Genomic DNA, 23,159 nt, shown 5'->3' on the forward strand with positions numbered 1-23,159 from the left:
TTCGTCCACAGCGACTCCGGCAAAGAGAAGGACATCATCACAGGCTCGGCCACCGACGCCGCGCCACTTCCTGCCAGAGTGACGCCCACTGTCCGGCGGTCAGATCCTTGGGCAGCGCGTGCGGCGTCACCCGCGCCTCACGCGCCCAGGCGCGTACGGCCTGGCGGTCCAGGCGTCCCGTGCGTTCGAGGATCTCCGCCAGGCCACGTCCGCGCCCGGTGAAGACCCGGCGCACGAGGTCCTGGTACGGCCCCCGCTCGGCGACCAGGGGTACGGCCCTGCGCGTCATGGTGAGCAGGCCGCCGTCGACCGAGGGGGCGGGGCGGAACGAGCGGGCGGGCACCCGCGCATGCACCTCGAAGGCATACCACGGCCACCAGGCGGCGGTCAGCATGCTGGCACCGCCGACACCGGCCCGGCGCCGGGCGACCTCCCACTGGACCAGCAGCACCGCCGTCCTCCAGCCGGACGCCGCGAGGAGCCGCCGCATGATCGAGGTCGTGAGGTGGAACGGCAGGTTTCCGACAACCACGTGAGGATGCCGGGGAAACCGGAACCGCAGGATGTCGGCGTCGACGACGGTGACGTTCGCCGGCACGCGCCGGGTCAGCCGGCGTGCCCGCCCGGGATCAACCTCGACCGCCGTCAGCGGCCTGCCGTACCGGCTCAGGGGAAGCGTCAGCGCACCGTCCCCCGCGCCGACCTCCACGATCGGGCCGGCCGTTCCGGCGACGAGTTCCCCGATGTGCGCGATGATCGTACGGTCGACGAGGAAGTTCTGACCGAGCTCGTGCCGTCCGCCCTGATGAACCATGGATGTGCTCCGCGAGTACGCGATCGGAGCCGGGCAGCGCGAAGCACCGCACCGGCGAGGACACCAATGGCGGCGGAGCCGTACGAGAGGAAGGACCCGCCGCTACGAGCGGCGGATCCTCGTGAAGCATGCGAAGGCGCACATGGGCGTCACCCTAGCGAGCACGACGGGAGGAGCCGCAAGCCGTTTTCCGCGCGTGCCTTCCGCGCCACTCTCGCGGGAGCGCCCGCCCCGCGCCACTCTCGCGGGAGCGCCCGCCCTACCGCGACCCGCCCTCACTCCAGGTCATGTCGACGCGCTGCCCGATGAGCTCGTATCCGGCGCGGAGGAACGCCCGGGCCATCGGGACGTTCCCGACGTCGGTGGCGGCGCGGACGCGCGGAACGCCCTGCTCGGCGAGAATCCGCGTCCCCTCCGCCAGCAGATCGTCGACGTAGCCGTTGCCCCGGTGAGCGGGCACGACCCCGATGTACGCGATCATCGGGCTGTACTCGTTACGCGCCGGAATGACGAATCCCACGGGATCACCGGCCGGTGACGTGGCGATCCGCCACCATTCCCGCGGGCTCCGGTAGCGGGCGAGTTCGTCGTCGTAGTGCGCGGCAGCGACCCGCTCGGCGGGCATGCCGGCGAGGTCGGCACGGCTGTGGGCGTCGAGCGTGCCGTCGAGGACGAGGGTCATCAGGGCGACCAGCTCCTCCCGGCCGGCCACGGGCCTGAAGGTCAGCCGCCCACTCGGCGCGGCGGCGGAAGCGCCCGGGCGCCACTCCAACCGCAGCCGTTCCACGAGCAGCCGGGCACCGGTCCGCCGCAGCACGGCCATCCGGTCCTCGACGGCACGCCTCGCCGCCGCGTCGTCACGCCACCTCGGGGGGACGAACGCGTTGTATTCCGGCGGACGTCCCCCGAGCGGCAGCACCGCGGCGCTCGCGGTTTCGACCAACCGGACCCCGGCGTCGATGCTCGCCGGTCCGGGCACGGCGTCGTCGAGGTCGAGGATGTCCAGCAGCGCCGGCGGCTCGCCCGCGCGCGGGGCCCACCAGGACAGCCTGGCGACGAGACGGTCGCCGTACAGCGCCATCCACATCCACTCGGGCCGCCGGCGGCCGGAGGCGAGGTCGTCGTCCAGCTCGTCGTTCAGCACGTAGGGCAGGCGGCGGAAAAGGTCGAGTTCCTCGCGCCCCGAGATGGGGCGCATGATCATGTCGTTGGGGTTCACTGCACTTCCTCAGGTGAGGCGTGCCCGCTCGCTCCCAGGAGTCAGCGTCCGGCCGTACCCCGGGAAGGAACCGGCACGACGTTCTTCGCACACATCGGCCCGTCCCTCCTCTCGTCGTCGTGGGTCTGCGAGTGTTCTATCGGACGTGCCGCCCGGCCCGCCAATCCTTTTCGGCCGGACGGCCGGGCGGCCCCTGCGCCCCGGTCCCGCCGGGCCGTGACGACGTCGTTCCGGGTCAGCCGCAGTTGCCCCACGCGCCGCGACCGCCGCTGGCGATCTCCCCGTCGACCCGCGTGTCGGCGATCGTGCCCGAGTATTTGACGCACAGGTTCTCGGCGTAGAGCTTCACCGGACCGGCGTAGTACTTGTACTTCCGGCTGTCAGTCTTGCGTGCCGTACGCACCGGTTCGTCGCGATGGCGCCTGGTCTGCGTCTCCAGCGTCGCGGACGTCCGGGTGGCCGTGCCGACGTACGCCGACTTGATGGTGACCACGCAGTTCTGCTTCGTCGAGCGGTTGTAGAGCAGGTAGACGTGCCCGAAGACCCTCCCTGACGAGGTCTTCACCGCCCGGCTGCCGTCACTCACCCGGCCGAAGCCGGAGCCGCACACCCCCTCGGGGCTGTAGCCGGCCGAGATCGCGTATGCCGGGTTGGCGACGAGCCCTCCGACGGCCAGCGCCGCTGCGGCGACGACCGTACTCGCGGACCTGCGCATACGTTGTCCTTTCCCAACCGCCGCCCTCCGTCCGGGCGGCGTCCTGGCGATCATCCTTGCGGATCATCAACCAGAAGATGACCGAAACAGTCAAATTCGGCCAAGGCGAATCGCGCGCAGCCGCCACTCGGCCCGCGGCGGGAGGGGCCTGGCCGAGCATCGCCCAGCCGGCCGCTCGCAAGGTCCGGCCGCTGAAACGTTCAGCCCGCTCCGCCGTCGTCGGCCGCTGAAGAGGCAAACGGCAGGGGCCGTCCACCGGCGGCTTGACCGCGCCCATGACAAGCGTCGACCCTCCGGCTGGAGGCGCACGACCGACGGGATCATGCCGCTCCCGCTCAGGGGGCCGTACTGACGGAGGTCGTCGCGGCTGCTTCTGTTAGCGCAAACACAAGACGGAGGTCCGATGCGTGGCATGCGAAGCGGCCAACGCCAGGCGACACGGCGCGCGCAGCTCCATCGCACAAGCCCGGCGTACGGCTCGCGCACCCGCGCGGTCGTCGCGTGCTCCGTGGCGGCCCTGACCGGCGTGATCGGCACGGTGGCCCACCAGACGGCGGCCGGGGCGGCCGCCTCCGGTTGCCGCGTCGACTACTCCGTCACGTCGCAGTGGTCCGGCGGATTCACCGCCGCCGTCACCGTCACCAACCTCGGCGCCCCCGTCTCCGGCTGGACGCTGGCGTGGTCCTTCACCGGAGGTCAGACGGTCGCCCAGGCGTGGAACGCCACCGTCACCCAGAACGGGGCCCAGGTCACCGCGACCGACGCCGGATACAACGCGACCCTCGCCACCGGCGGCTCCGCCGCCTTCGGCTTCAACGGCTCCTGGAACGGCTCCGCCAACCCCGTGCCCACCACCTTCACGCTCAACGGCACCGCCTGCACGGGCTCGGCGACCTCCACGCCGAGCCCCTCCAGCAGCCCCTCCAGCAGCCCTTCCGCGAGCCGGACACCGAGCCCCTCGCCCACTCCGGCCCCGCGCGGCGGCGACGGCAGCCCGTCCGACCCCGACATCACCTACGTCGGGCGGTGGGACACCGCATCGAGCACCGGGTACGTGCCGAACTGGACGGGCGCCTATCTCGTGACGGCGTTCACCGGGACCACGGTGAAGATCAAACAGCGCGACGCCGTCAACATGTACGTCAGCATCGACGGGGGCGCCGACGTGTTCTACGCCGGCGTCAAGGGCACCGTGAACCTGACCCCGGCCCCGCTGCCCGCCGGCACGCACACGCTGCGCGTGTCCTACCGCTCGGGGGACACGGTCTTCCAAGGGCTGGTGCTCGACCCGGGGGCGACCACCGTGGACCCGCGCCCGTCCACCAAGCTCATCGAGTTCGTCGGCGACTCCATCACCGCCGGATATCTCGATTCGAAGCTCGCGCTGTCGGCGTACGGCTGGGTCCTGGGCGAGAAGCTGCACGTCCGGCACACCCAGATCGCGCGCGCCGGCTACTGCCTCGTCGCGCAGGAGGGGTGTGTCGGGCAGAGCACGCAGTATTTCAAGCTCGGCAGCACCGGCGCCGCGGACTGGGACTTCTCCCGCTACACCGCCGACGCCGTCGTGATCAACCTCGGCACCAACGACATCGGCCACCACGTCACCGGCTCCGCCTTCCAGTCGGCCTACACCGCCTTCCTGCGTGCCATCCGGGCGAAGTACCCGAATGCGGCCCTGTTCGCGATGGAGACGTTCAAGCAGCGCTACGTCGCCGAGACCAAGGCGGCGGTGGCGGCGCGCAACGCCGCCGGCGACGCCAACGTCTACTACATCGGCACCGAGGGCTGGCTGACTCCGGGCGCCGACTACGCCGACGGCGACGGGCATCCCAGCGACGCCGGACACATCAAGATCGCCAACCGCCTCGCCCCCGTCATCGCCCCCAAGATCGGCGTCCCCGTCCCCTAGGGAGTGTCCGTGCCCTACCCGACTAGAGGGGCTCTTCGCTCCTCGCTCGCCGCCACACTGGCCGCGGCCCTCGCCGCGGTCTCGATCACCCTGCCTCCCCGTGCACATGCCGCCACCGGCGACGGCTCGCCGACCGATTCCAACATCTCCTTCACCGGGCGGTGGGACACCACCGACCCCACCGCGTACACGCCGCACTGGGCCGGCGCCTACCTCACCACCGGCTTCACCGGCACCACCGTGAAGCTCAGGCAGCGCAACACCATCGACCTGTACGCCAGCATCGACGGAGGGCCCTACACCTACTACACGAACGTGAGCGGCACGGTGAACCTGACCCCGGCACCGCTGAGAGCCGGCACCCACACCCTGCGCGTGTCCTACCGGGTCGTGGCGGGCTCCTATCACGGTGACGCCGTCTTCCGGGGGCTCGTCCTCGATCCCGGCGCCGGTACGGTCGCCCCGCCGGTTCCGCGCACGCTCATCGAGTTCGTCGGCGACTCCATCACCGTGGGCACGACGACGTCGAAGAACGCGCTCACCGCGTACGGCTGGCTCATCGGAGAGCGGCTGGGCGCGCGGCACACCCAGATCGCCCAGGGAGGAGCCTGCCTGGTCGCCACCGCCGACGGCTGCGTCGGCCTGGAGAAGCAGTTCGTCAAGCTCGACCCCAACACGTCCACCCCCGGCTGGGACTTCTCCCGCTACACCGCCGACGCCGTGGTGATCAACCTGGGCACCAACGACTCCGGTCATGGGGTTCACACACCGGAATTCCAGACCTCCTACACCAACCTGCTCCGGCAGGTGCGGGCGAAATACCCCAAGGCTGCCATCTTCGCGCTCGAGACCTTCAGCAAGCGGTTCGCCGCCCAGACGCAGGCGGCGGTCAAGACCGTCAACGACTCCGGCGACGCCGACGTGTACTACGTCAACACCGAGGGCTGGCTGACCAGCGCGGACCTCAGCGACTCCGTGCATCCCAACGACGCCGGTCATCGAGCGATCGCCGACCGCCTGGCCCCGATCATCGCGGCCAAGCTCGCCGGGGCCCCTTCGCCGTCGCCCAGTCCGTCACCCAGCCCGTCGCCCAGTCCGTCGCCCAGTCCGTCGCCCACCCCCACGCCTGCCCGGAGCCCCACGCCGACACCGGCCACGACGGGAAGCTGCACGGTGACCTACAGCGTCACCAACCAGTGGCAGGGCGGTTTCCAGGGCGATGTGACGATCGCGAACACCGGCGGCGCGGCGGTCGACGGCTGGAGGCTGACCTGGTCCTTCCCCAACGGACAGCAGATCAGCCAGGCATGGAACGGCGCCTACAGTCAGAGCGGGAGCACCGTGACCGTGACCGACGCCGGCTGGAACGCCGCCATCCCGGCCGGCGGCACGGCGACGTTCGGCTTCATCGCCGGTCAGTCCGGCACGAACGGCGAGCCGACCGCCTTCGCCCTCAACGGCACGCCCTGCGCCGTACGCTGACCACGACCTGCCGGGCGAGAGCGACGCCCGGCCAGGGAGCCGGCACCGTCGACGGGGCCGGCATGGGGCTTGCGCTCGCGCCGATCATGGCCACCGTCCTGTCCCGGGTCGCCCCGCGGGACGCCGGCAGCGCCGCGGGCGCCCTCACCACCGCGCAGCAGGTCGGCGGCGCGCTGGGCATCGGCATCATCGGCATCGTCTTCTACAACGCCCTGTCCGGCGGCGTCGCCGTGGCGTTCCAGCACGGGCTCGTCTACCTCATCGTCGTCACCCTGGCCATCGCCGCTCTCGTCCGATGGCTCCCGCGTGCCAGGGCCGCCGCCTGACCGCCTCACGTCCTGGGCGCCGGACCCATCGGTGGCGCGTCAGGGGGAATCTCAGGGTGATCCCGGACGACACGGTGATCGATCTGGCTAGAGTTACGGAAGATTGATCGCGAAGGCAGACGATTCCAGCTCCGGCTTCCGGACCGGTGAACAGCCCGATCGCGCGGGGCGGAACAAGCGCGGAAGCCTTCGACGAGGACCGGCAGTACGCGGGCATCACAACGCACTTTCAGGAGCAAGGGTGGCCAGTTCAGAACGGAAATTCAGCCACTTCGCGAACACGCGGCACAGAAACTGGAGGATCATCGGAGTCGCCGATTCGGTGGACGACCCCGGGGTGCGGTCGGTCGAGATCTTCCAGGGCCCGGACGGCAACGAACCGCGGCTGGTGCTTGACCCCGAGGATGTGCCCCAATTCGTCGCGGGCCTCATCGCCACGGTCATGCCCGGCGACCTGACGGCGGAAGCGGACTGGGAAGACTGAGCGACGTCATCGGGATTACGGCCCACGTGGTGAACAGGGGCCGGTCACAGCCGGATTTCGCACCGGTCGCCCGAAAGGAATCCCGGCGAGTGACCGCCCCGTCGCCGGATCGCCCGTAGCATGGTTTCTGCGACGGAGCACTGACCGCCGGCGCGAGAATAAGCACCCTTTTCGACGGTGATCTGTCATGGTAATTCTCGTTGGTGCCGTCTGATATCGCAGGACCCTTACACGACACCCTTCAGCGTTTGTCGGACCGAAGCCGCGCCAGAAGCGAAGCGAATATCCAGGCAGACATACGGCAGCTTCTCCTCATCGGTGGTCTCGGTCTCGCCGAGGACGACCTGGATGTCCACCTTGAAACCCGTGCGGGGCGAGGCCGGATCGACATCGAGGTCGGCTACACGGTCATCGAGGTCAAGAAAACCCTGACCAGTGCGGCAGTGGTGCGGGACGCGGAAGCGCAGTTGGGCGGCTACGTGGCCGCCCGCAGCCGGGAGACCGGCCAGCGTTACGTCGGCGTCCTCACCGACGGCAGCGAGTGGCGGGCCTACCAACTGCGCGACTCGGTGCTCACCGAGGCGTCCCGGTACGTCCTCAAGGCAGGACGCCCCGATCTGACCGCACTGCTCGGCTGGCTCGAAGGAGTGCTGGCCACTCGGCACGACATAGCGCCTACACCGTACGAGATCCGGGAGCGCCTGGGCGCCGGAAGCGTCTCCTACGACCTGGACTACGCCGCGCTCACGGCCCTCTACGAGGTCCACGGCGAAACCCCGACCGTCCAGCTCAAGCGCCGGCTCTGGTCCGACCTGCTCCGAGGCGCCTTCGGCACCCAGTTCACCGGCGACACCCGGCTCTTCCTCGAACACACGCTGCTGGTCAACAGCGCCGAGATCATCGCTCACCTCGTCCTGGGCATCGATGTGCTCGACCTGCAACCGGCCACGCTGCTGAGCGGCGGCCAGTTCCGCGACGCCCGCATCTCGGGTGTGGTCGAGCAGGACTTCTTCGACTGGGTGCTGGAGGTCCCGGGCGGTGAGGTGTTCATCCGGACGCTCGCCCGCCGTCTGGCCCGGTTCGACTGGCGCAAGGTCGAACACGACGTGCTCAAGGTCCTTTACGAGTCCATCATCGACTCCGGGACACGAGCACGGCTCGGTGAGTACTACACACCCGACTGGCTGGCCGAGCAGATGGTGGAGCAGGTGGTGGCGGACCCGCTCGAACAGCGCCTTCTCGATCCGGCGTGCGGCTCTGGAACGTTCCTGTTCCACGCCGTACGACGATTCCTGAACACCGCTGAACGGGCAGGCGTGCCGCTGCCCGAAGCTCTGGAGGCCGTGACGCGAAACGTCTGCGGGGTCGACCTCCATCCGGTGGCCGTCACGCTCGCCCGCGTCACTTACCTGCTCGCGATCGGCAAGGAACGTCTCCTCGCCGACAACCGCGGCAGCATCCACGTGCCCGTCTACCTCGGCGACAGCATCCAGTGGAGGCGGGAAGAGACGAACCTGTTCACCGATGGTGAGGTCATCATCCCCACGACGCCGCAGGCAGCCCAGATAGACGGCGACCGATTGCGGTTCCCCGAGGCCCTCCTCCACGACACGGCGAGCTTCGACAACCTCATCGAGGAGCTCGCCACGCTCGCGGCATCGCCACGCCGCCGTGGCAGGACACCTTCGCTCACGGCCCTTTTCAACCGCAGAGCCATTCCCGCGGAGCATCACGAGATCATCAGGGAGAGCTTCGGGCAACTGTGCCGGCTGCACGACGAGGGGCGTGACCACATCTGGAGCTACTACGTACGCAACCTGACTCGGCCCCGCTGGCTGACGCGGCCGGAGAATCGCGTCGACGTACTCATCGGCAACCCTCCGTGGCTGGCGTACCGGCGGATGCCGCCGGACATGCAGAAGAGGTTCCGCGAGCTGTGCGAGGGGCGCGGCCTGTGGCACGGCAAAGAGGTCGCCACGCACCAGGACCTGTCCGGTCTGTTCGTATCCCGGACGATCCAGCAGTTCCTCAAGGTCGGCGGGGTCTTCGCCTTCGTCCTGCCCAACGCGGCTCTCGACCGGGGTTACTTCGCCGGCTTCCGGTCCGGCCTCTATCCGGACGACTCCGAACTGACCGTCGTCGCCTTCACCCACTCCTGGGACCTGCGCAGGCTCCGGCCGCACTTCTTTCCGCGCGGCGCGGCCGTCGTCTTCGGCCGGCGTACGAAACCGGTGGACGGCGCGCGGCCCCTGCCCACCTCGACCCTCCGATGGAGGGGGAGGCTGCCGAAGCAGGGGCACACCTGGGAGGCCGTAGCTCCGTATCTGGCCTTCGAACCCGCCGACCTCGTTTCGAATGATCCGGCTGTGTTGGAGTCGCCCTACGAGCCCCGCTTCTTCCAGGGCGCGAGCATCGTCCCCCGGGTCCTCTTCCTGGTCGGGCGGAAGCCGACCGGCCCCCTCGGCCTGCCGTCCGGGCGGCGTGCTGTCAGGTCCGAGCGCAGCAGCAAGGAGAAGCCCCCGTGGAAGAACCTGCCGTCGCTGGACGGCGTGGTGGAAAGCGAGTTCGTCCGGTCTGTTCTCCTGGGGGAAAGCGTCCTGCCATACCGGCTGCTCCGGCCGCGAGAGGCCGTCCTCCCGCTCGATCACAATCAGCTGCTCGACGGCGAGCACCCGCGCATCGACCTCTACCCCGATCTCGCCCGCTGGTGGCGCCGAGCCGAAGCGGCCTGGCAGGAGCACCGATCGAGTGATCGGCTGAGCCTCGTCGAGCAGCTCGACTTCCGCCGGAAGCTCACCCAGCAACTCCCCGCCGCACCGCTTCGGCTCGTCTATGCCAAGGCGGGCATGCACGTCGCCGCCGCACTGGTCGACGACCCAAGGACGATCATCGATCACAAGCTGTACTGGGGAACGGTGACGAGCCCCGCTGAGGGCCACTATCTGTGCGCCATCCTCAACAGCCCGGCGTTGACCGCATTGGTCCGGCCTCTCATGTCGTACGGCAAGGACGAACGCGACATCGACAAGCACGTGTGGAAGCTGCCGATCCCGATCTACGATTCGGCGAACCAGGTTCACGTCCGGCTCTCCGAACTCGGGCGTCACGAGTCCGAAGCGGTGGCGGACCTGGACCTGGACGAGGGCGCCGACTTCGTCTCGCTCCGACGCCTCACCCGCAAAGCACTCGCGGCCGGACCGTACGCGGACGAGATCGAGGAACTGGTCCTCGGCCTGCTCGCTCAGTGATCGCCTCGGCTCGTCGAGGACGAACCTCCATACGCTCCGCACGACACCGGTGCGAGTACGAATCACCCCGAGGACCTGACCACCGTCGGGAGCCGAGGTGCCCGGGCGCTGGTCCGGCGACTGGTTCGGTAGCGGCCCGGGGTGGTTCCGATGATGCCGGTGAACGCCGCGATGAAGCCGCTGGGGTTGGCCCATCCGCATGCGTGGGCGGTCCGAGTGATGTCGTGGCCGTCGGCGAGGAGCACGAGCGCGTGGTAGATGCGTAGCTGCGTGCGCCATTCGTAGAAGGTCAAGCCCAGTTCGTCGCGGAACAGCCGGCTGAGGGTGCGTGTGCTGGCTCCGACCGTCTTCCCGAGCTCGGCCAGCGAGGAGTTGTCCGCCGGATTCTCGTGCAGCGTCCGGGCAATTGCTCGCAGTCGATCGTCCCGTGGCTCCGGCAGGTGCAGTGGCTGTTCGTGTGCTTCGCGTAGTTCATCGACGAGCACTCGAAGGAGGCGAGAGCGCGCGGAGCGGCTGTAGCCGGGCGCGGCGTCGTCGTAGTTGCGGGGGCCGGTCAGGGCGAGCAGGACCTCGCGGGCGAGCCCGGAGGCCAGGAACACGGCGGGATGGTCTGGGATGAGCCGGGCGACGGACGGCGCGAGAAAGACGATCCGCATATCGGTGTCGCCGTGGGCGCGGTGGTAGTGCGTGAACCCGGCGGGGGTCCAGGCGACCCGGTTGGCGGGCACGATCGACGTGCCGCGCTCGGTGTGAACCGCCAAGACGCCACTGGCTGCGTAAACCAGGTGTCCCCGTGCGTGCGACTGCACTGCGCTTGTTTCGCCGGATGGCCAGAGGTGGCGCCCGCCAGACGGCCACACATGTGACGTCTCACCGGTGATCCGGCGATGTTGGCGGCGAACAGGCATCAGTCGGCATTCTATCGGTGGCCGGCCTCACCTCGATCTTGTGACACTGCCTCCATGCGGAGTGGTCTTCAGCCGCGCAGAGCGCTCAGTCGAACCACATGTCGCCGGGGCGGCGTGCCTCGGCACCGCGGAGTGAAAGAGGAGGAGAAACGCATGGCGACGTTCGTCCTCGTGCCCGGCGGTTGGCACGGCTCCTGGTCGTTCGAGGCGGTGGTTCCGCTCTTGGAGCGTGCGGGTCATGCCGTTCACGCCTTGACACTTACAGGGCTGCGGTCGGACGACGACAACGCGACGGTCGCGACCGCCAACCTCGACACGCACGCCGACGATGTGTTGCGGCTCCTCGATCGCGCCCGCATCACCAGCGCGACGCTGGTCGGCCACAGCTACGGCGGGATGGTGATCGCCGCCGCCGCCGATCGCGCCGGCGGCCGGGTCTCACGGCTGGTGCATCTCGACGCCTACGTACCGCGCGATGGCGAGTCGTGCTGGTCGTCGACGACCGAGCGCTACCGGGAGGCGTTCGCCGCCGGCGCCGCGGCCACCGGCTACGCCGTCCGGCCGCCGGACGGCGGCGATCCCCGCCGCCGTCCTCATCCCCTCGCCTCGTTCCTGCAAACGATCCGGCTCACGGGCACGCTCGCCCAGGTCCCCCGCCGGGAGTTCGTCTACTGCTCGGGGTGGGAAGACCGGACGCCGTTCGCCGAGCTCCGCACCCGGCTCCACGCCGATCCCGAGTGGCAGGTCCACGACCTCCCGACCGGCCACGACGCGATGCACGAGGCCCCGGAGGCGGTCGCCGCACTACTGCTCGGAGCGTGACATCCTCCGGTTGACTCGTGGTGATGCCGTACCCCTGGCGGTGGAGCGTCAGTCTTTCCCGGGGACGGGGATCTCACAGCGTTCTTTGAAGCCCTGACTGGTGAGTCCGAGGGCGGCGTTGAGACGCGCTCGCTGGTTCTCCACCGCGACAATCGCGGTGAGCTCCACGACCTGGGGTTCGGTGAGGTCCCGGAGCAGGCCGCAGACCATCTCGTCGGTGACGGCCGGCGGGGTCTCGGTCATGGCCTCCGCGTAGGCGAGCACGCGGCGTTCGAGCTCGGTGAACAGATCGCTGTCCCGCCAGGCCGAGATCGCCTCGACCTTCTCTGCCGGGATTCCGTGGCTGACGCTCGCCCAATAGCCGTAGTCGATGCACCACGAGCACCCGATGCCGAAAGCGGCGGCCATGACGGCCAGTTCTTTCAGCTCCTGATCGACGGCGTTCCACCCGGCCGCGTTCTTCTCCAACTCGACGATGGTCGCCAGCACCTGCGGCTGGTGGGCCATCGCCCGCATCGGCTCGAGAGCGGCGCCCAGTCTCCGCTGGAAATGCCGCTCAATCCTTTCGAGGAGTTCCGTGGAAGGCGGGGTGAGGGAGATGCGCGCTGTCATTGTCGCTCCGCTCGTGCTGGGTTCCGGTATCGAAATGACTATCAGGCCAGACCGTCAGCTATCGACTGTATTGTTTCCCCATGACTGGGCTGGATTCCCAGGCAGACCTTCACATTCACCTGCAGGACGGGTATATGAGAAAACCCCGCAACGTCACACGTTCATCGTGAGCTATGGGGCGACCTGCACGGCCGGGGCCTCGCGATCGTCCAGGCGTTTCTCGCACCAGTGGGGCTGGGCCCTCACTCCGTACGGCAAGTCCGTCTGGTTCCAGCTCCGCGCCTGGCTCTGAGCGCGCTGTCTCACCAGGTCAGGGGTAGCCGCTCGAGACCGTGGAATGCCGTGCCGCTCCGCACCGGGACCTCGTCGGCCGCCACGGCGAGCCGCAGGCGCGGCAGGCGCGTCAGCAGCGCGGGCAGTGCCACGATCATCTCCAGGCGGGCGAGCTGCTGCCCCAGGCACTGGTGCGGCCCATAACCGAAGCTGAGCTGCCCGCCGGCATCGCGCCTGATGTCGAGCGCGCCGGGCGCGGGAAACCGGGCCGGGTCACGGTTGGCCGCGGCCAGGGACAGCGTCACCGACTGGCCTGCCCTGATCAGCCGGCCGTCGAGCTCCACATCCGCGCACGCCGCCCGCACCGGACCGATGCGCACAACGCTCAGGTAGCGCAGCAGCTCCTCGGTGGCGCCGGCGGCGAGAGACAGGTCCGCACGCAACGCGGCGAGCTGATCAGGGTGCCTCAGCAGCGCGAACGTTCCCAGAGCCAGCATGTCGGCCGTGGTCTCGTGCCCCGCCACGAGCAGGAACATGGCGATCGCGGCCGCCTCCTCGACGGTGAGGCGGTCCCGTTCGCCGCCGCCCGCGAGGACGCTGACGATGTCGTCGGCCGGATCGTCCCGCCGTCGAATCACCAGGTCGCGGGTGTAGTCGAGCAGGTCACGCATCGCCTCGCGCACCTGCTCCGGCGTGGAGTCGAGGCCGAGCAGCACAGTGGCGCACCGCTCAAATCGGGAGTGATCGTGGTACGGCACCCCGAGCAGCTCGCACAGCACCAGCGCGGGGACGGGCACGGCGAACTCACGCACGATGTCAGCCGGCGGTCCGAGGCGTTGCAGCGCGTCCAGCCGTTCGGTGGTGATCTGCCTGATCCTGGGCTCCAACCGCCTCATCCTGCGCAAGGTCAGCGGACCGGCCAGCCGTCGCCGGAACCGGGCATGCCCGGGTGGCTGGGCGATCGTGAGCAACCCCGGGATGTCCGCCAGGATCTCCTCGATGCCGCGCTCGTCCGCCGGCGGATGCAGCAGCGTCGGATCACCGCTGAACCTCGCGTCGGCGAGGACGGTGCGGGCGGCGGCGTATCCCGTCACCAGCCACCCCACGTGGCCGTCGGCGTACCGCAGCGGCCTGACCCGGTCCCCGTCCTCCCATCGCAGATGGTCGGCGGGCGGATCGAAGGCGTTCTCGCGGCCCAGCCGGATGGTCGCGGGGCTCGGCGCGGTATCGGTCATCGTGACTCCTCTCGCCGCGCAGGCGGGACACCGCCGGAACGCCGGCCGGCGATGCCGCTGAGACGACGCCGCCCGCCCGCGTTCCTTGGCCTCGGCGAAGGTGAAGGAACCGTCTCAATCGGTGGAGAACGCGCGGTGAAAGCCTGTGGTCACGCGGTCTCCCGGGGCGTACGCATTCGTACGTCGGCCTTCACCGTTTCTCCCATTCTGTCCGGCGGAGGCAGGCGTGAACCAATCCATGGCACGAGGGCCGCGAGGGCGGGCGATTCACGCCCGGAACGCCGGCCGTCCGCCCGCGCCTACGTCGCCGTGGTCAGCGAGGGTGCGTGGACAACCGGGCATGTAGCGCACCTCCGCCTCGGAGTCGGCGGAGGACAACCACAGACGGAACTCACCGTCGTCGACCTCGCCGTAGGCCCTGTTGACGCCGGGCAGCATGCTGCCGAGAGCGGTATCCGCGTCCCGGCCCGAACGCACGACCCGGCGCGGGTCGAGGTCCGTCCCCGATTCCCGGTGTTCCCCTTCCGCTTGGCCGCCGGAGTCGCGCTGGGATCGCAGGAGCATGAAGCCGCAGGGCTGATGGAATCGGCCCACGGCGGTGCCGTCGCGCGCGACCGTCAACCTGATCAGATGGCCGCCCCAGCCGGTCATCCAGGGCAGCACGATCGCTCCGCCCGGCCGGGTCCGCGCCACCCACGCGTGCGGCACCCTCCGCACGCCACACGTCACATGGACCCGGTCGTACGGCCCGCCCTCCGGCCACCCCTCCGCGCCGTCGCCCAGGACGAGCCGCAGCGAGTGGCCCGCACCCTTGAGGTTCCCGGCCGCCGCCTCGTGCAGGGCCGGGTCGATCTCGATGCTCATCGGCCATCTTTTTCTCATGTTTCCCACCGTCCGGATTAGGCCCGATTGGTGTCGCCCGATCACCGTCCGGCGTCTGCCATCGGCAGCCGTGATGGAGAGAACCGCTTTCGCCACGGCAAGGGTATGCGCGAAGCGGGACCCAACCAGCTATCGGAAACAGCCACTTCCCCGTGACGGAGGAATAGCCACCGGGCAAAAGGCTTACCCGGTCGCCTCGGCCTCTCCGGCCATCAGACCGTCCACCAGCAGGCTCAGGTATCGATCGACCAGCTCGGCCGGCCCGGCCGTCTGCCTGGCCGCCCACGCGACCGCGTTGGTGGTGGCCGGCAGCTCGCCCGCATTCAGATCCCGGCGCACCTGGCCGGACCGCTGTGCGCGCGCCAGCAGGTCGGCCGCGGCGGCACGAAGCCCCTCGCAGGAGGCATGCAGACGCGAGTCCGGATCGCGCAACGCCTCCATGACCGACGCGGGGAGCCCCTCGTACCGGGTCGAGGCGATCGCCAGCCGCCGCAGCCAGGAGACGAGCGCGCCGGCCGGGTCCGGCGCGTCAAGGGACTGCAGAGCCTGGGCACGCAGCGTGTCGAAGCCCTGGCCGAGCAGCGCTTCGAGCAATGCCTCGCGGCTGGGAAAGTGCCGGTACAGCGTGCCGATCCCCACACCGGCGCGGCGTGCCACCTCCCGCAGTGAAGCGTCCGTGCCCTGTTCGGCGAAGGTGGCCCGGGCGGCGGCCCGGCGGCTCACGCACGCCATCGTGCAGCGTCCATGGAAGCGCCGCCTGGTCGAGGATCTCGCCTTCGGTGTCGCCCACGAGATGTTCGGCATCTCCGCCGATCGGCTCCGGAGCTGACGCGGGACACGAGGCGGCATCGTCCTCACGAAGTCAGCGGGGGCGCCTTTCTGGCGGAGCCGCGATAGGTCTCGGCGTCATACCTGCGCTCGTTCTCGTCCAGCTTGGCGTTCGCGGCCTCGGCGAGGTCGACGCCCAGCGTGTCGGCCAGCCTGACCAGATACAACGTCACGTCCCCGAGCTCGGCGCGAACCCTGCGCAGGGCGTCCTCGTCGAGGTTCCGCGACTCCTCGGCCGTCAGCCACTGGAACTCCGCGACCAGTTCCCCCGCCTCGCCGGCGAGGGCCATCGCCAGGTTCTTGGGCGTGTGGAATCTCTCCCAGTCCCGGACGCGGACGAACTCACGCAACCGGGCGGCCAGATGCTCCAGTTCACCGCTCACGGCACCCGACCCTACTCACCCGGCCGTACCGCACCGTGGGTGAGGCCGTCGGCCACCAGTTGGGCCAGGTCCTCGCCGAGCGCCGCCGCTTCGCGCAGGGCCGACCGGAACTCCGCCAGGCGGCGGAACGCCTCGCCGTACCGGCGCTGCTCCTCCATCGGCAGCAGCGGCACCTCCGCACGCCGTACGTCCACCCGGTAGCGCGAGGACATGGAGGTGTAATGACGCATATTGACGGCCGCGCAGAGGAAACCGGCGAGGAAGTCGGGGTCGAGCACCTCGGGGTCCGGCCGTAGCAACGACAGGTAGGGGCCGAGCAGCGCGTCGCCCTTCGTCAGGACCCGCGCGACCGGGGCGGTCACGATCTGTGGCACCACGACGTCGCCGGGCCGCGTGAGGATCGGCTTCACCCCGGCGTGCTCCGGGGTGCCCGTGGCGGGGCGGCCGTCGAGCACGTCCTCGACCGTGAGCACAGGCGCCCCCCGCGAGGGCTCCTCTCCCGGCCGGGGCGGCGCCTGCTGCTCCAGGACGAGCATCCCGCGCCGCACCAGTTCCGGCAGCGGGACCAGGACGAGCTCCTCCGGCGGCGGTCCCCCCACCACGGGGATCAGCCCGGCGATGGTCCCGAACAGCTCGGCGAGCCGGGAGCGGGCCCCGGCGATGCGCTCCGGCGACAGGTCGTCGCCCGCGGTGGACAGATAACGGGCGGGGGTGAGGTCCACGTCCTCGTCGAGCAGGTCGACGAGCGGGACCGACCTGCTCACGCCCGGCTCGTCCAGCTCGCGCCCCTCGCCGAAGTCCCGCCACGCCTCGACGGCCACCCGGGCGTAGTCGTCCGGCCTGCCGGAGGTGTCGACCATCAGTACGTGACCCGGCGTGCCGCCGTCGGCCGCCTGGCACAGGATCCACAGCGTCAGGCCGACCGCCACGTTGGGCACGGTGCCCTGCGGGAGCGCGATGACCGCGCGCAACGCGCCGCGCCGCAGCAGCTGGGACCTGATCCGCCGCCCCGACCTGCGGGCGGCGACGGCCGGGGGCATGAGGAGCACGGCCACTCCGCCCGGGGCCAGGTGCGCGAGCGCGTGCTGCACCCAGGCCAGCTCGGGCTCCACGCGCGGCGGCAGGCCGTACTCCCACCGGGGATCGGCCGTCAGCTCCTCGTATCCCCAGTTGCGGTCGTTGAACGGCGGGTTGCACACCACCGCGTCCACCAGCTCGCAGGGGAAGGCGTCCGCGCGCAGGGAGTCGCCCGCTCTGACCCGCGCGTTGTCGCTGCGCAGCGCGAGCCGTACGGCGGTGAGCCGGGCGGCCACGGGATCGATGTCCTGGCCGAGCAGCCGGGCTCCCGGCGACCGCTCGAGGGCTCGGCCGAGGATGCTGCCGGAGCCGCAGGCCGGGTCGAGCACGGAGCCGAACCCGTCGCCCACGAGGTCGAGCGCGAGCGCGACGATCTCGGCGGGCGTGGAGTAGACGCGTCGGGTGTGCACCTCCAGGTAGCGCTCGCGCAGGAATTCGAAGGTGCCGCGGGCGCCGCGTCCGGCGGCCAGCCTGGCGATGGACCGGACCAGCGGCACCCGGGCCACCGGAACGGTCTCGGGAAACGCCTGCGTGCTGACGGTCTTCGCACACGTCGCACGCACCCGGGCCGGAAGTTCCCGCGCGAGAGTCTCGTCGTCGCGGGCCGAGAGCCCGTCCCAGTCGTCCGCCTCGTGCTGGACGTACACGAGGAAGGCCCCGAGGTCGGCGATCAGGTCGGCGAGGTCGTCGTCGTCGACGGTCGTGCGCAGATCCTGCCAGAGCCACTCGTCCGGGGGGAGTTCCCTGCCCTCCGCGTGGCCGCGCAACCACTCCCGGATCTCCGCCAGTGAGAACGCCGGGCTGGTGGACGTGCCTCCCACCGGCTCGGGAAAGTCGTCGTGCCGGCGCCGCCAGTTGCTGACCGCCGCACGTCCGACGCCGGCCAGACGGGCGATGTCCGCCGCGGTGACGTGTACGTCTCGCCGCACGCCGGTCCGCCTTCCGCCAGTTCTGTGATTCGACCGGACCATATCCGATGCCCCCGACACAGGCAACGTCCCGGCAAGGTCTGGTTGATTGCGTCAACACATGCTCTAATGGACGCCAAGAGCCGTCATGGAAGGGAGCCAGGATCGTGAGCACCCCTATCACGCGCCTCAGGTCGCTGCGCCGCGGACGCGCGATCCATCTCCTCGACGTGGAGAACCTGACCGGGACCGCCCTCCCGACGACCCATGACGTACGACAGGTGATGGGCGCCTACCAGCGCACGGTGCCGGTCGGGCCGCTGGACCAGTTCATCGTGGCGGTCAACCACAACGCCCTCGTCCCCGTGGGGATCGCGCTTCGCGGGGTGCAGCTGCTGGCCCGCTCGGGCCCGGACGGCGCCGACCGCGCCCTCGACGAGGCGGCCCGAACGGCGCGGGTGGACCTGCGGTTCGAGCGGGCGGTGATCGGGTCGGGCGACGGCTACTTCACCGACCTGGCCCTCTGGCTGGCGGGCCGCGGCCTGCACGTCACCGTCGTCTCCCAGCGCGCCTGCCTGAGCTGGCGGCTCTACACCGCGGTCCCCGACACTGTCACCTTCGAGTTGCCCGTCGCCCAGGCCGCCTGATCACGGCCCGAGCATCCGAAGGGGTATCTCGACCGGTTCTCCAGCGACTAGGGCGAAGTGGTCCCGCTCCGTGAGCTGTCCAGCCCGGGTGGCGGCCGCGTCACCTCCTACCGCAAGCAGGCCCGTGACGGGATCCTGCCGCCGGTCCTGCTGAGGTGGCCTGACCGCCTGCGTCATCGTGGACGGCCACGACCGGCTGGTCGCCGCCCTCGCCGAGGGCGCGGAGCCTCCGCTCCTGGCGCTGCTCCGTACCCACGACCGCCGGACGCATCCGTGGCTCTGACACGCACGCCCGGCATCCGCGGGTCGGCTCACACCTCCGCGATGGCCAGGGAGCGTCCCGGCAGGTCGAGAACGTCATCGGCCAGGCGGGCGGACTCGTCGGAGGCGAGCAGGAGCCGCGACGCGGCCAGCCGTACGGGAACCGCGCCGTCGGCGAAGTTGGCGGCGATCCGCAGCGAGCCCCGCTCGATCACCACGACGCGCCGGTCCTCGTCCACCTCCACCCGCACCCGGTCGAGCCGGGGATCGGTGAGGTCGGGGTGGGACCTGCGCAGCGCGATCAGGTCGCGGTACCAGCCCAGCAGCGAGGCGTGCTCGTCCTTCGACAGCTCCTCCCAGTCCAGCTTGGAGCGCAGGAACGTCTCCTCCTCGCCCGGCTCGGGGGCCTTCCAGTCATAGCCGAAGCCCTCGAACTCCTTCCTGCGCCGCTCGCCCTCGCCCTCCGCAAGGTGCGGCTCGAAGTGGTCGGTGAAGAAGTAGAACGGCGTGGTCGCCCCCCACTCCTCGCCCATGAACAGCATCGGCGTGAACGGCGAGGTCAGCAGCAGGCCGGAGGCGAGGCGGAGCTGGTCGGGCCGCATGCGGTCGCCCTCGGGCCGGTTGCCGATCTGGTCGTGGTTCTGCGCGCAGCAGACGAAGCGGTGGCCGGGAATCCCGGTCGCCGGCCTGCCGTGGGAACGGCCCCGGAACGACGAGTAGGTGCCGTCGTGGAAGTAGCCCGAGGTGAACACCTTGGCCAGGGACGACAGCGTGGCGAAGTCGCCGTAGTAGGCGTTGGTCTCCCCCGTGACGTTCGCGTGGATGGCGTGATGGACGTCGTCGTTCCAGCTCGCGTGCATGCCGAGGCCGCCGGCCTCGCGCGGGGTGACCATGCGGGGGTCGTTGAGATCGGACTCGGCGATGAGCGTCAGCGGGCGGCCCACGGCGGCGGACAGCGCGTCGACCTCGGCCGACAGCTCCTCCAGGAAGTGGACGGCGCGCTTGTCGTGCAGGGCGTGCACGGCGTCGAGGCGCAGCCCGTCGACGTGGTAGTCGCGCAGCCACTGCAGGGCGTTCTCGATGAAGTAACGCCGCACCTCGTCGGAGCCGGGCCCGTCGAGATTGACCGCGTCGCCCCAGTAGGACCCCTTCGCGTCGTGGAAGTAGGGCCCGAACTTGGCGAGGTAGTTGCCCGAAGGACCGAGGTGGTTGTAGACGACGTCGAGGATCACGCCGAGACCGGCCCGGTGGCAGGCGTTCACCAGGCTCTTCAGCCCGTCCGGCCCGCCGTACTCCTCGAAGACCGCGTAGAGCTCGACGCCGTCGTACCCCCAGTTGCGCTTCCCCGGCACGGGCGGCACCGGCATGATCTCGACGAAGTCGACGCCGAGGTCCACCAGGTGCTCCAGCCGATCGGCCACCCCCTGGAAGGTGCCCTCGGGCGAGAACGTCCCGACATGCAGCTCGTAGATCACCCCGCCGCGCAGGTCACGGCCGTGCCAGTCCTGGTCCGTCCAGGCGAACCTGTCGTGGTGGTAGACGCGGCTCGGGCCGTTCACCCCGTACGGCTGCCGCCGCGTCCGGGGATCGGGGAACGGCCCTTCGCCGTCCACGAAGAAGGCGTAGTCGAGGTCGTGCTCGTCGCCGGGGGCGGTCCACCGGCCGCCGTCGCCCCGCGACAGGTCGTGCCGGGCACCCCCGTATTCGACCTCGACCCGCGCCGCCTCGGGCGCCCACACCTCGAACATGCGCATCTCCCCCTATCGGACGAAGCCGTCAGCCTTCGAGAATCGCGACCGGATACGCGGACAGCAGGCCGGCCATCCGCACCTCACCGGTGTGCTCCGCGCCGGTGAGCAGGTCGCGCCAGCGCCCCGGCGGCAGCGTGATCGTCTCGCTGCCCCAGCCGCCCCTGCGCTCCAGCCCGACCGGCAGCCGGGTGGCGACCACGACGGCCGCCGTCCCCTGCCCGGGGACACCCCGCGTGAACGCGATCGCGTGCTCCCCCGCCTCGATCGGCGCGTACGGCGCCTCGGGGTCGAGCCGCTGCCGCAGGCCGAGCGCGGCGGCGGTGACACGGATCTTCTGGCCGTCCCAGCTGTCGTCGGGCTCGGCCAGCAGACGGCGGCGCCGCTCGAAGTCCACCGGCCGCCGGTTGTCCGGGTCGACCAGGGAGAAGTCGGTGATCTCGTTGCCCTGGTAGACGTCAGGGATACCCGGCATGAGGAGCTGGACGGCCTTCTGCCCCAGGGAGTTGACCCGGGCGTACCGGTCCACGACCTCGGTGAAGGAGGCGACGGAGTAGCCGCAGGCGTCGATGGCCCGCAGGGCGAAGTCCCTGATCCCGTCCTCGTACGCCGGGTCGGGGTTCAGCCAGGAGATGGACGTCTTGGCCTCACGCGCCGCCTTGAGGAGGTAGTCGGTGAAGCGGTCGACGGAGATCGGCCAGGCCGCCATCAGCGACTGCCAGGCCAGATAATCGAGCTTGGGGTCGAACGACACGGCCGCCGTCCAGGAGTCGACGGCCATCGCCCACTCCTCGGGCATCTCCGACAGCACGGCCAGCCGCGCGCGCACGTCCTCCGACCGTTTGGTGTCGTGGGTGGACAGCGTCGTCATCGTGCGCGGCGACAGGCCCGCGCAGAATTCGTGGAACTCGGCCGGCGACACCCCGAACCTGTCGGGCTCCCCGCCCACCTCGTTGAGGCAGGCCAGCGGATACCACCGGTAGAGCGCGGTGTCCTCCACGCCCTTGGCCATCACCGGCCCGCAGGTCTGCTGGAAGCGGACGACCGCCTCCGGCGGGCCGTACAGGACGAGGTCGGCCACCTTGGCCACCGCTGCGGGATCGGTCCTGGTGGCCGCCAGCCCGGCCGCCTCCCGGATGATCGCCTCCGCGTCGGCGGGCGGCTGCTCGCCCGGGTTCACGTACGCCCGGTAGACGGGCATCGCGGCCAGCAGCTCCACGACGGCCTCGCGCAGCGCGGGGTCGCCGAGGTCCTCGGTCAGCCGGTCGACCTCTCCCGCGAAGAACAGGTCGATGACGTGCTTCTTGGCGTCGTGCCGCACGGTCTCGTAGTCGTCGCGCACGCCGGTGTGCCGGCCGAACGTCTCGATGAGCGCGTCGCGGCCCGCCGGGTCGGCGAACAGCCGGGTGACCATGTTGAGCGCGTCGTACCCGGTGGTGCCGTCGCACGGCCAGTCGGAGGGCAGCCGTTCGCCGTCGATGAGGATCTTCTCCACCCACAGCGGCCCGGGCACGTGCGGGCGCAGCCGCCGCAGGTAGCCGCGGGGATCGGCCAGGCCGTCCGGGTGGTCGACGCGCAGCCCGTGGATCACCCCCTCCTCGATGAGGCGGAAGGTGACGGCGTGGGTGGCCTCGAAGACCTCAGGGTCCTCCACGCGCAGGCCCATCAGCGACGACACGTCGAAGAACCGCCGATAGCCGGGGCTCTCCCGCCAGTGGGCCAGCCGGTAGTGCTGGGCCTCCAGCAGCTCCGGCAGCGGCAGGTGCCCGGTGCCCGGCCTGATCGGGAACGCGTGGTCGTGGTAGCGCAGCACCTGACCGTCCACGCGCAGCGCCTCGTCGGCGTCGTCCCCGAGCAGCGGCAGCGTGACCGGCCACCGGAAGTCGAACCACCGGGAGGCCGGCGACCCGGGGCCGTCCCGCAGCGCCGCCCACAGCTGGGCGTTGTCCGACTCCGGCACCGGCACCGTCATGTGGTTGGGCACGATGTCGGACACCAGCGGCATGCCCTCGGCCGCCAGCGTCCGAAGGCCCTCCTCACCGCCGAACTCGTCGCGTACGCGGCCGTGGTCGGTCACGTCGTACCCGTGCTGGGAGTTCGGGCAGGCCTGGAGGATCGGCGACAGGTAGAGGTGGCCTGCCCCCAGCTCGCGGAGGTATCCGACGAGGCTCGCGGCCTGGGCGAACCCGAAGTCAGGCGTCAGCTGCACCCGATAGGTAGAAGTCACCGAACCGCCTTTCGCAGCGCGTTCCCGAGTGTTCATAGTGCACGGCACGAATGCGCCCCTGCCAGCACCGTGAGGGCCGGCAGGGGCGCCGGGCTGGAACCCCTCTTGCCCGGTGCCCGGCGGGCTAACACCCGAAGAGCACTTTATTGCG

Annotated in this window: 20 protein-coding genes; 8 read left to right on the top strand and 12 right to left on the bottom strand. The window is 70.4% G+C overall.

Annotated elements, in window-relative coordinates:
• Positions 1 to 37: 37 nt before the first annotated feature.
• From erm to AB0O28_RS26220, 3 genes are all read right to left on the bottom strand, one after another.
• Positions 38 to 814, bottom strand: a complete 777-nt coding sequence (gene erm, locus AB0O28_RS26210; RefSeq protein WP_363644492.1) for a 23S ribosomal RNA methyltransferase Erm — start codon at positions 812 to 814, stop codon at positions 38 to 40.
• 259 nt (positions 815 to 1,073) lie between these two features.
• Positions 1,074 to 2,033: a GNAT family N-acetyltransferase gene (locus AB0O28_RS26215; protein WP_363644494.1), complete on the bottom strand. Its 960-nt coding sequence runs from the start codon at positions 2,031 to 2,033 to the stop codon at positions 1,074 to 1,076.
• A 235-nt stretch (positions 2,034 to 2,268) separates the two neighbouring features.
• Positions 2,269 to 2,748, bottom strand: coding sequence for a hypothetical protein (locus tag AB0O28_RS26220; protein WP_363644496.1), 480 nt, complete (start codon positions 2,746 to 2,748; stop codon positions 2,269 to 2,271).
• A 403-nt stretch (positions 2,749 to 3,151) separates the two neighbouring features.
• Between AB0O28_RS26220 and AB0O28_RS26225 the strand changes: the two genes are divergently transcribed.
• The 5 genes from AB0O28_RS26225 (at position 3,152) to AB0O28_RS26245 (ending at position 10,197) form a co-directional block, all read left to right on the top strand.
• Complete coding sequence (locus AB0O28_RS26225) at positions 3,152 to 4,657, top strand: cellulose binding domain-containing protein (RefSeq protein WP_363644498.1); 1,506 nt, start codon at positions 3,152 to 3,154, stop codon at positions 4,655 to 4,657.
• 9 nt (positions 4,658 to 4,666) lie between these two features.
• A complete protein-coding gene (locus AB0O28_RS26230; RefSeq protein WP_363644500.1) occupies positions 4,667 to 6,139 on the top strand; it encodes a cellulose binding domain-containing protein in 1,473 nt (490 codons plus the stop codon).
• Between the two features lie 62 nt (positions 6,140 to 6,201).
• Positions 6,202 to 6,465, top strand: a complete 264-nt coding sequence (locus AB0O28_RS26235; RefSeq protein WP_363644502.1) for a hypothetical protein — start codon at positions 6,202 to 6,204, stop codon at positions 6,463 to 6,465.
• Between the two features lie 241 nt (positions 6,466 to 6,706).
• Positions 6,707 to 6,949: a hypothetical protein gene (locus AB0O28_RS26240; protein ID WP_363644504.1), complete on the top strand. Its 243-nt coding sequence runs from the start codon at positions 6,707 to 6,709 to the stop codon at positions 6,947 to 6,949.
• A 248-nt stretch (positions 6,950 to 7,197) separates the two neighbouring features.
• The gene (locus AB0O28_RS26245; RefSeq protein WP_363644506.1) at positions 7,198 to 10,197 is read left to right on the top strand and encodes an N-6 DNA methylase; all 3,000 of its coding nucleotides are present in this window, start codon (positions 7,198 to 7,200) and stop codon (positions 10,195 to 10,197) included.
• Positions 10,198 to 10,259: 62 nt separating this feature from the next.
• Here the strand turns inward: AB0O28_RS26245 and AB0O28_RS26250 are convergent, their stop codons facing one another.
• The gene (locus tag AB0O28_RS26250; protein WP_363644508.1) at positions 10,260 to 10,958 is read right to left on the bottom strand and encodes an AraC family transcriptional regulator; all 699 of its coding nucleotides are present in this window, start codon (positions 10,956 to 10,958) and stop codon (positions 10,260 to 10,262) included.
• 300 nt (positions 10,959 to 11,258) lie between these two features.
• On the opposite strand from AB0O28_RS26250, the gene AB0O28_RS26255 reads away from it, so the two are divergent.
• The gene (locus AB0O28_RS26255) at positions 11,259 to 11,927 is read left to right on the top strand and encodes an alpha/beta hydrolase family protein (RefSeq protein ID WP_363644510.1); all 669 of its coding nucleotides are present in this window, start codon (positions 11,259 to 11,261) and stop codon (positions 11,925 to 11,927) included.
• A gap of 48 nt (positions 11,928 to 11,975) precedes the next feature.
• Here the strand turns inward: AB0O28_RS26255 and AB0O28_RS26260 are convergent, their stop codons facing one another.
• Positions 11,976 to 12,539: a carboxymuconolactone decarboxylase family protein gene (locus AB0O28_RS26260; protein WP_363644512.1), complete on the bottom strand. Its 564-nt coding sequence runs from the start codon at positions 12,537 to 12,539 to the stop codon at positions 11,976 to 11,978.
• A 166-nt stretch (positions 12,540 to 12,705) separates the two neighbouring features.
• Here AB0O28_RS26260 and AB0O28_RS26265 point away from each other — a divergent pair, with 166 nt between their 5' ends.
• Positions 12,706 to 12,831, top strand: a complete 126-nt coding sequence (locus tag AB0O28_RS26265) for a hypothetical protein (protein WP_363644514.1) — start codon at positions 12,706 to 12,708, stop codon at positions 12,829 to 12,831.
• A gap of 10 nt (positions 12,832 to 12,841) precedes the next feature.
• On the opposite strand, the gene AB0O28_RS26270 is transcribed toward AB0O28_RS26265, so the two are convergent.
• The 5 genes from AB0O28_RS26270 to AB0O28_RS26290 form a co-directional block, all read right to left on the bottom strand.
• Positions 12,842 to 14,047 (bottom strand): cytochrome P450, encoded by a 1,206-nt coding sequence (locus AB0O28_RS26270; RefSeq protein ID WP_363644516.1) that lies wholly within the window; start codon positions 14,045 to 14,047, stop codon positions 12,842 to 12,844.
• A 267-nt stretch (positions 14,048 to 14,314) separates the two neighbouring features.
• Positions 14,315 to 14,929 (bottom strand): hypothetical protein, encoded by a 615-nt coding sequence (locus AB0O28_RS26275; protein WP_363644518.1) that lies wholly within the window; start codon positions 14,927 to 14,929, stop codon positions 14,315 to 14,317.
• A gap of 183 nt (positions 14,930 to 15,112) precedes the next feature.
• Positions 15,113 to 15,652 (bottom strand): helix-turn-helix domain-containing protein, encoded by a 540-nt coding sequence (locus AB0O28_RS26280; protein WP_363644520.1) that lies wholly within the window; start codon positions 15,650 to 15,652, stop codon positions 15,113 to 15,115.
• 131 nt (positions 15,653 to 15,783) lie between these two features.
• Positions 15,784 to 16,140, bottom strand: coding sequence for a nucleotide pyrophosphohydrolase (locus AB0O28_RS26285; protein WP_363644522.1), 357 nt, complete (start codon positions 16,138 to 16,140; stop codon positions 15,784 to 15,786).
• An 11-nt stretch (positions 16,141 to 16,151) separates the two neighbouring features.
• Entirely contained in the window at positions 16,152 to 18,146 is a 1,995-nt protein-coding gene (locus AB0O28_RS26290; RefSeq protein ID WP_363644524.1) for an N-6 DNA methylase, read from the bottom strand.
• 146 nt (positions 18,147 to 18,292) lie between these two features.
• On the opposite strand from AB0O28_RS26290, the gene AB0O28_RS26295 reads away from it, so the two are divergent.
• Positions 18,293 to 18,772, top strand: a complete 480-nt coding sequence (locus AB0O28_RS26295; protein ID WP_363644526.1) for a hypothetical protein — start codon at positions 18,293 to 18,295, stop codon at positions 18,770 to 18,772.
• A 311-nt stretch (positions 18,773 to 19,083) separates the two neighbouring features.
• On the opposite strand, the gene treZ is transcribed toward AB0O28_RS26295, so the two are convergent.
• Positions 19,084 to 20,781, bottom strand: coding sequence for a malto-oligosyltrehalose trehalohydrolase (treZ, locus tag AB0O28_RS26300; RefSeq protein WP_363644528.1), 1,698 nt, complete (start codon positions 20,779 to 20,781; stop codon positions 19,084 to 19,086).
• 28 nt (positions 20,782 to 20,809) lie between these two features.
• Positions 20,810 to 23,008: a malto-oligosyltrehalose synthase gene (gene treY, locus AB0O28_RS26305; RefSeq protein WP_363644530.1), complete on the bottom strand. Its 2,199-nt coding sequence runs from the start codon at positions 23,006 to 23,008 to the stop codon at positions 20,810 to 20,812.
• Between the last annotated feature and the right edge of the window lie 151 nt (positions 23,009 to 23,159).

It is taken from the genome of Microbispora sp. NPDC088329 (assembly GCF_040685655.1).
GTDB lineage: Bacteria > Actinomycetota > Actinomycetes > Streptosporangiales > Streptosporangiaceae > Microbispora.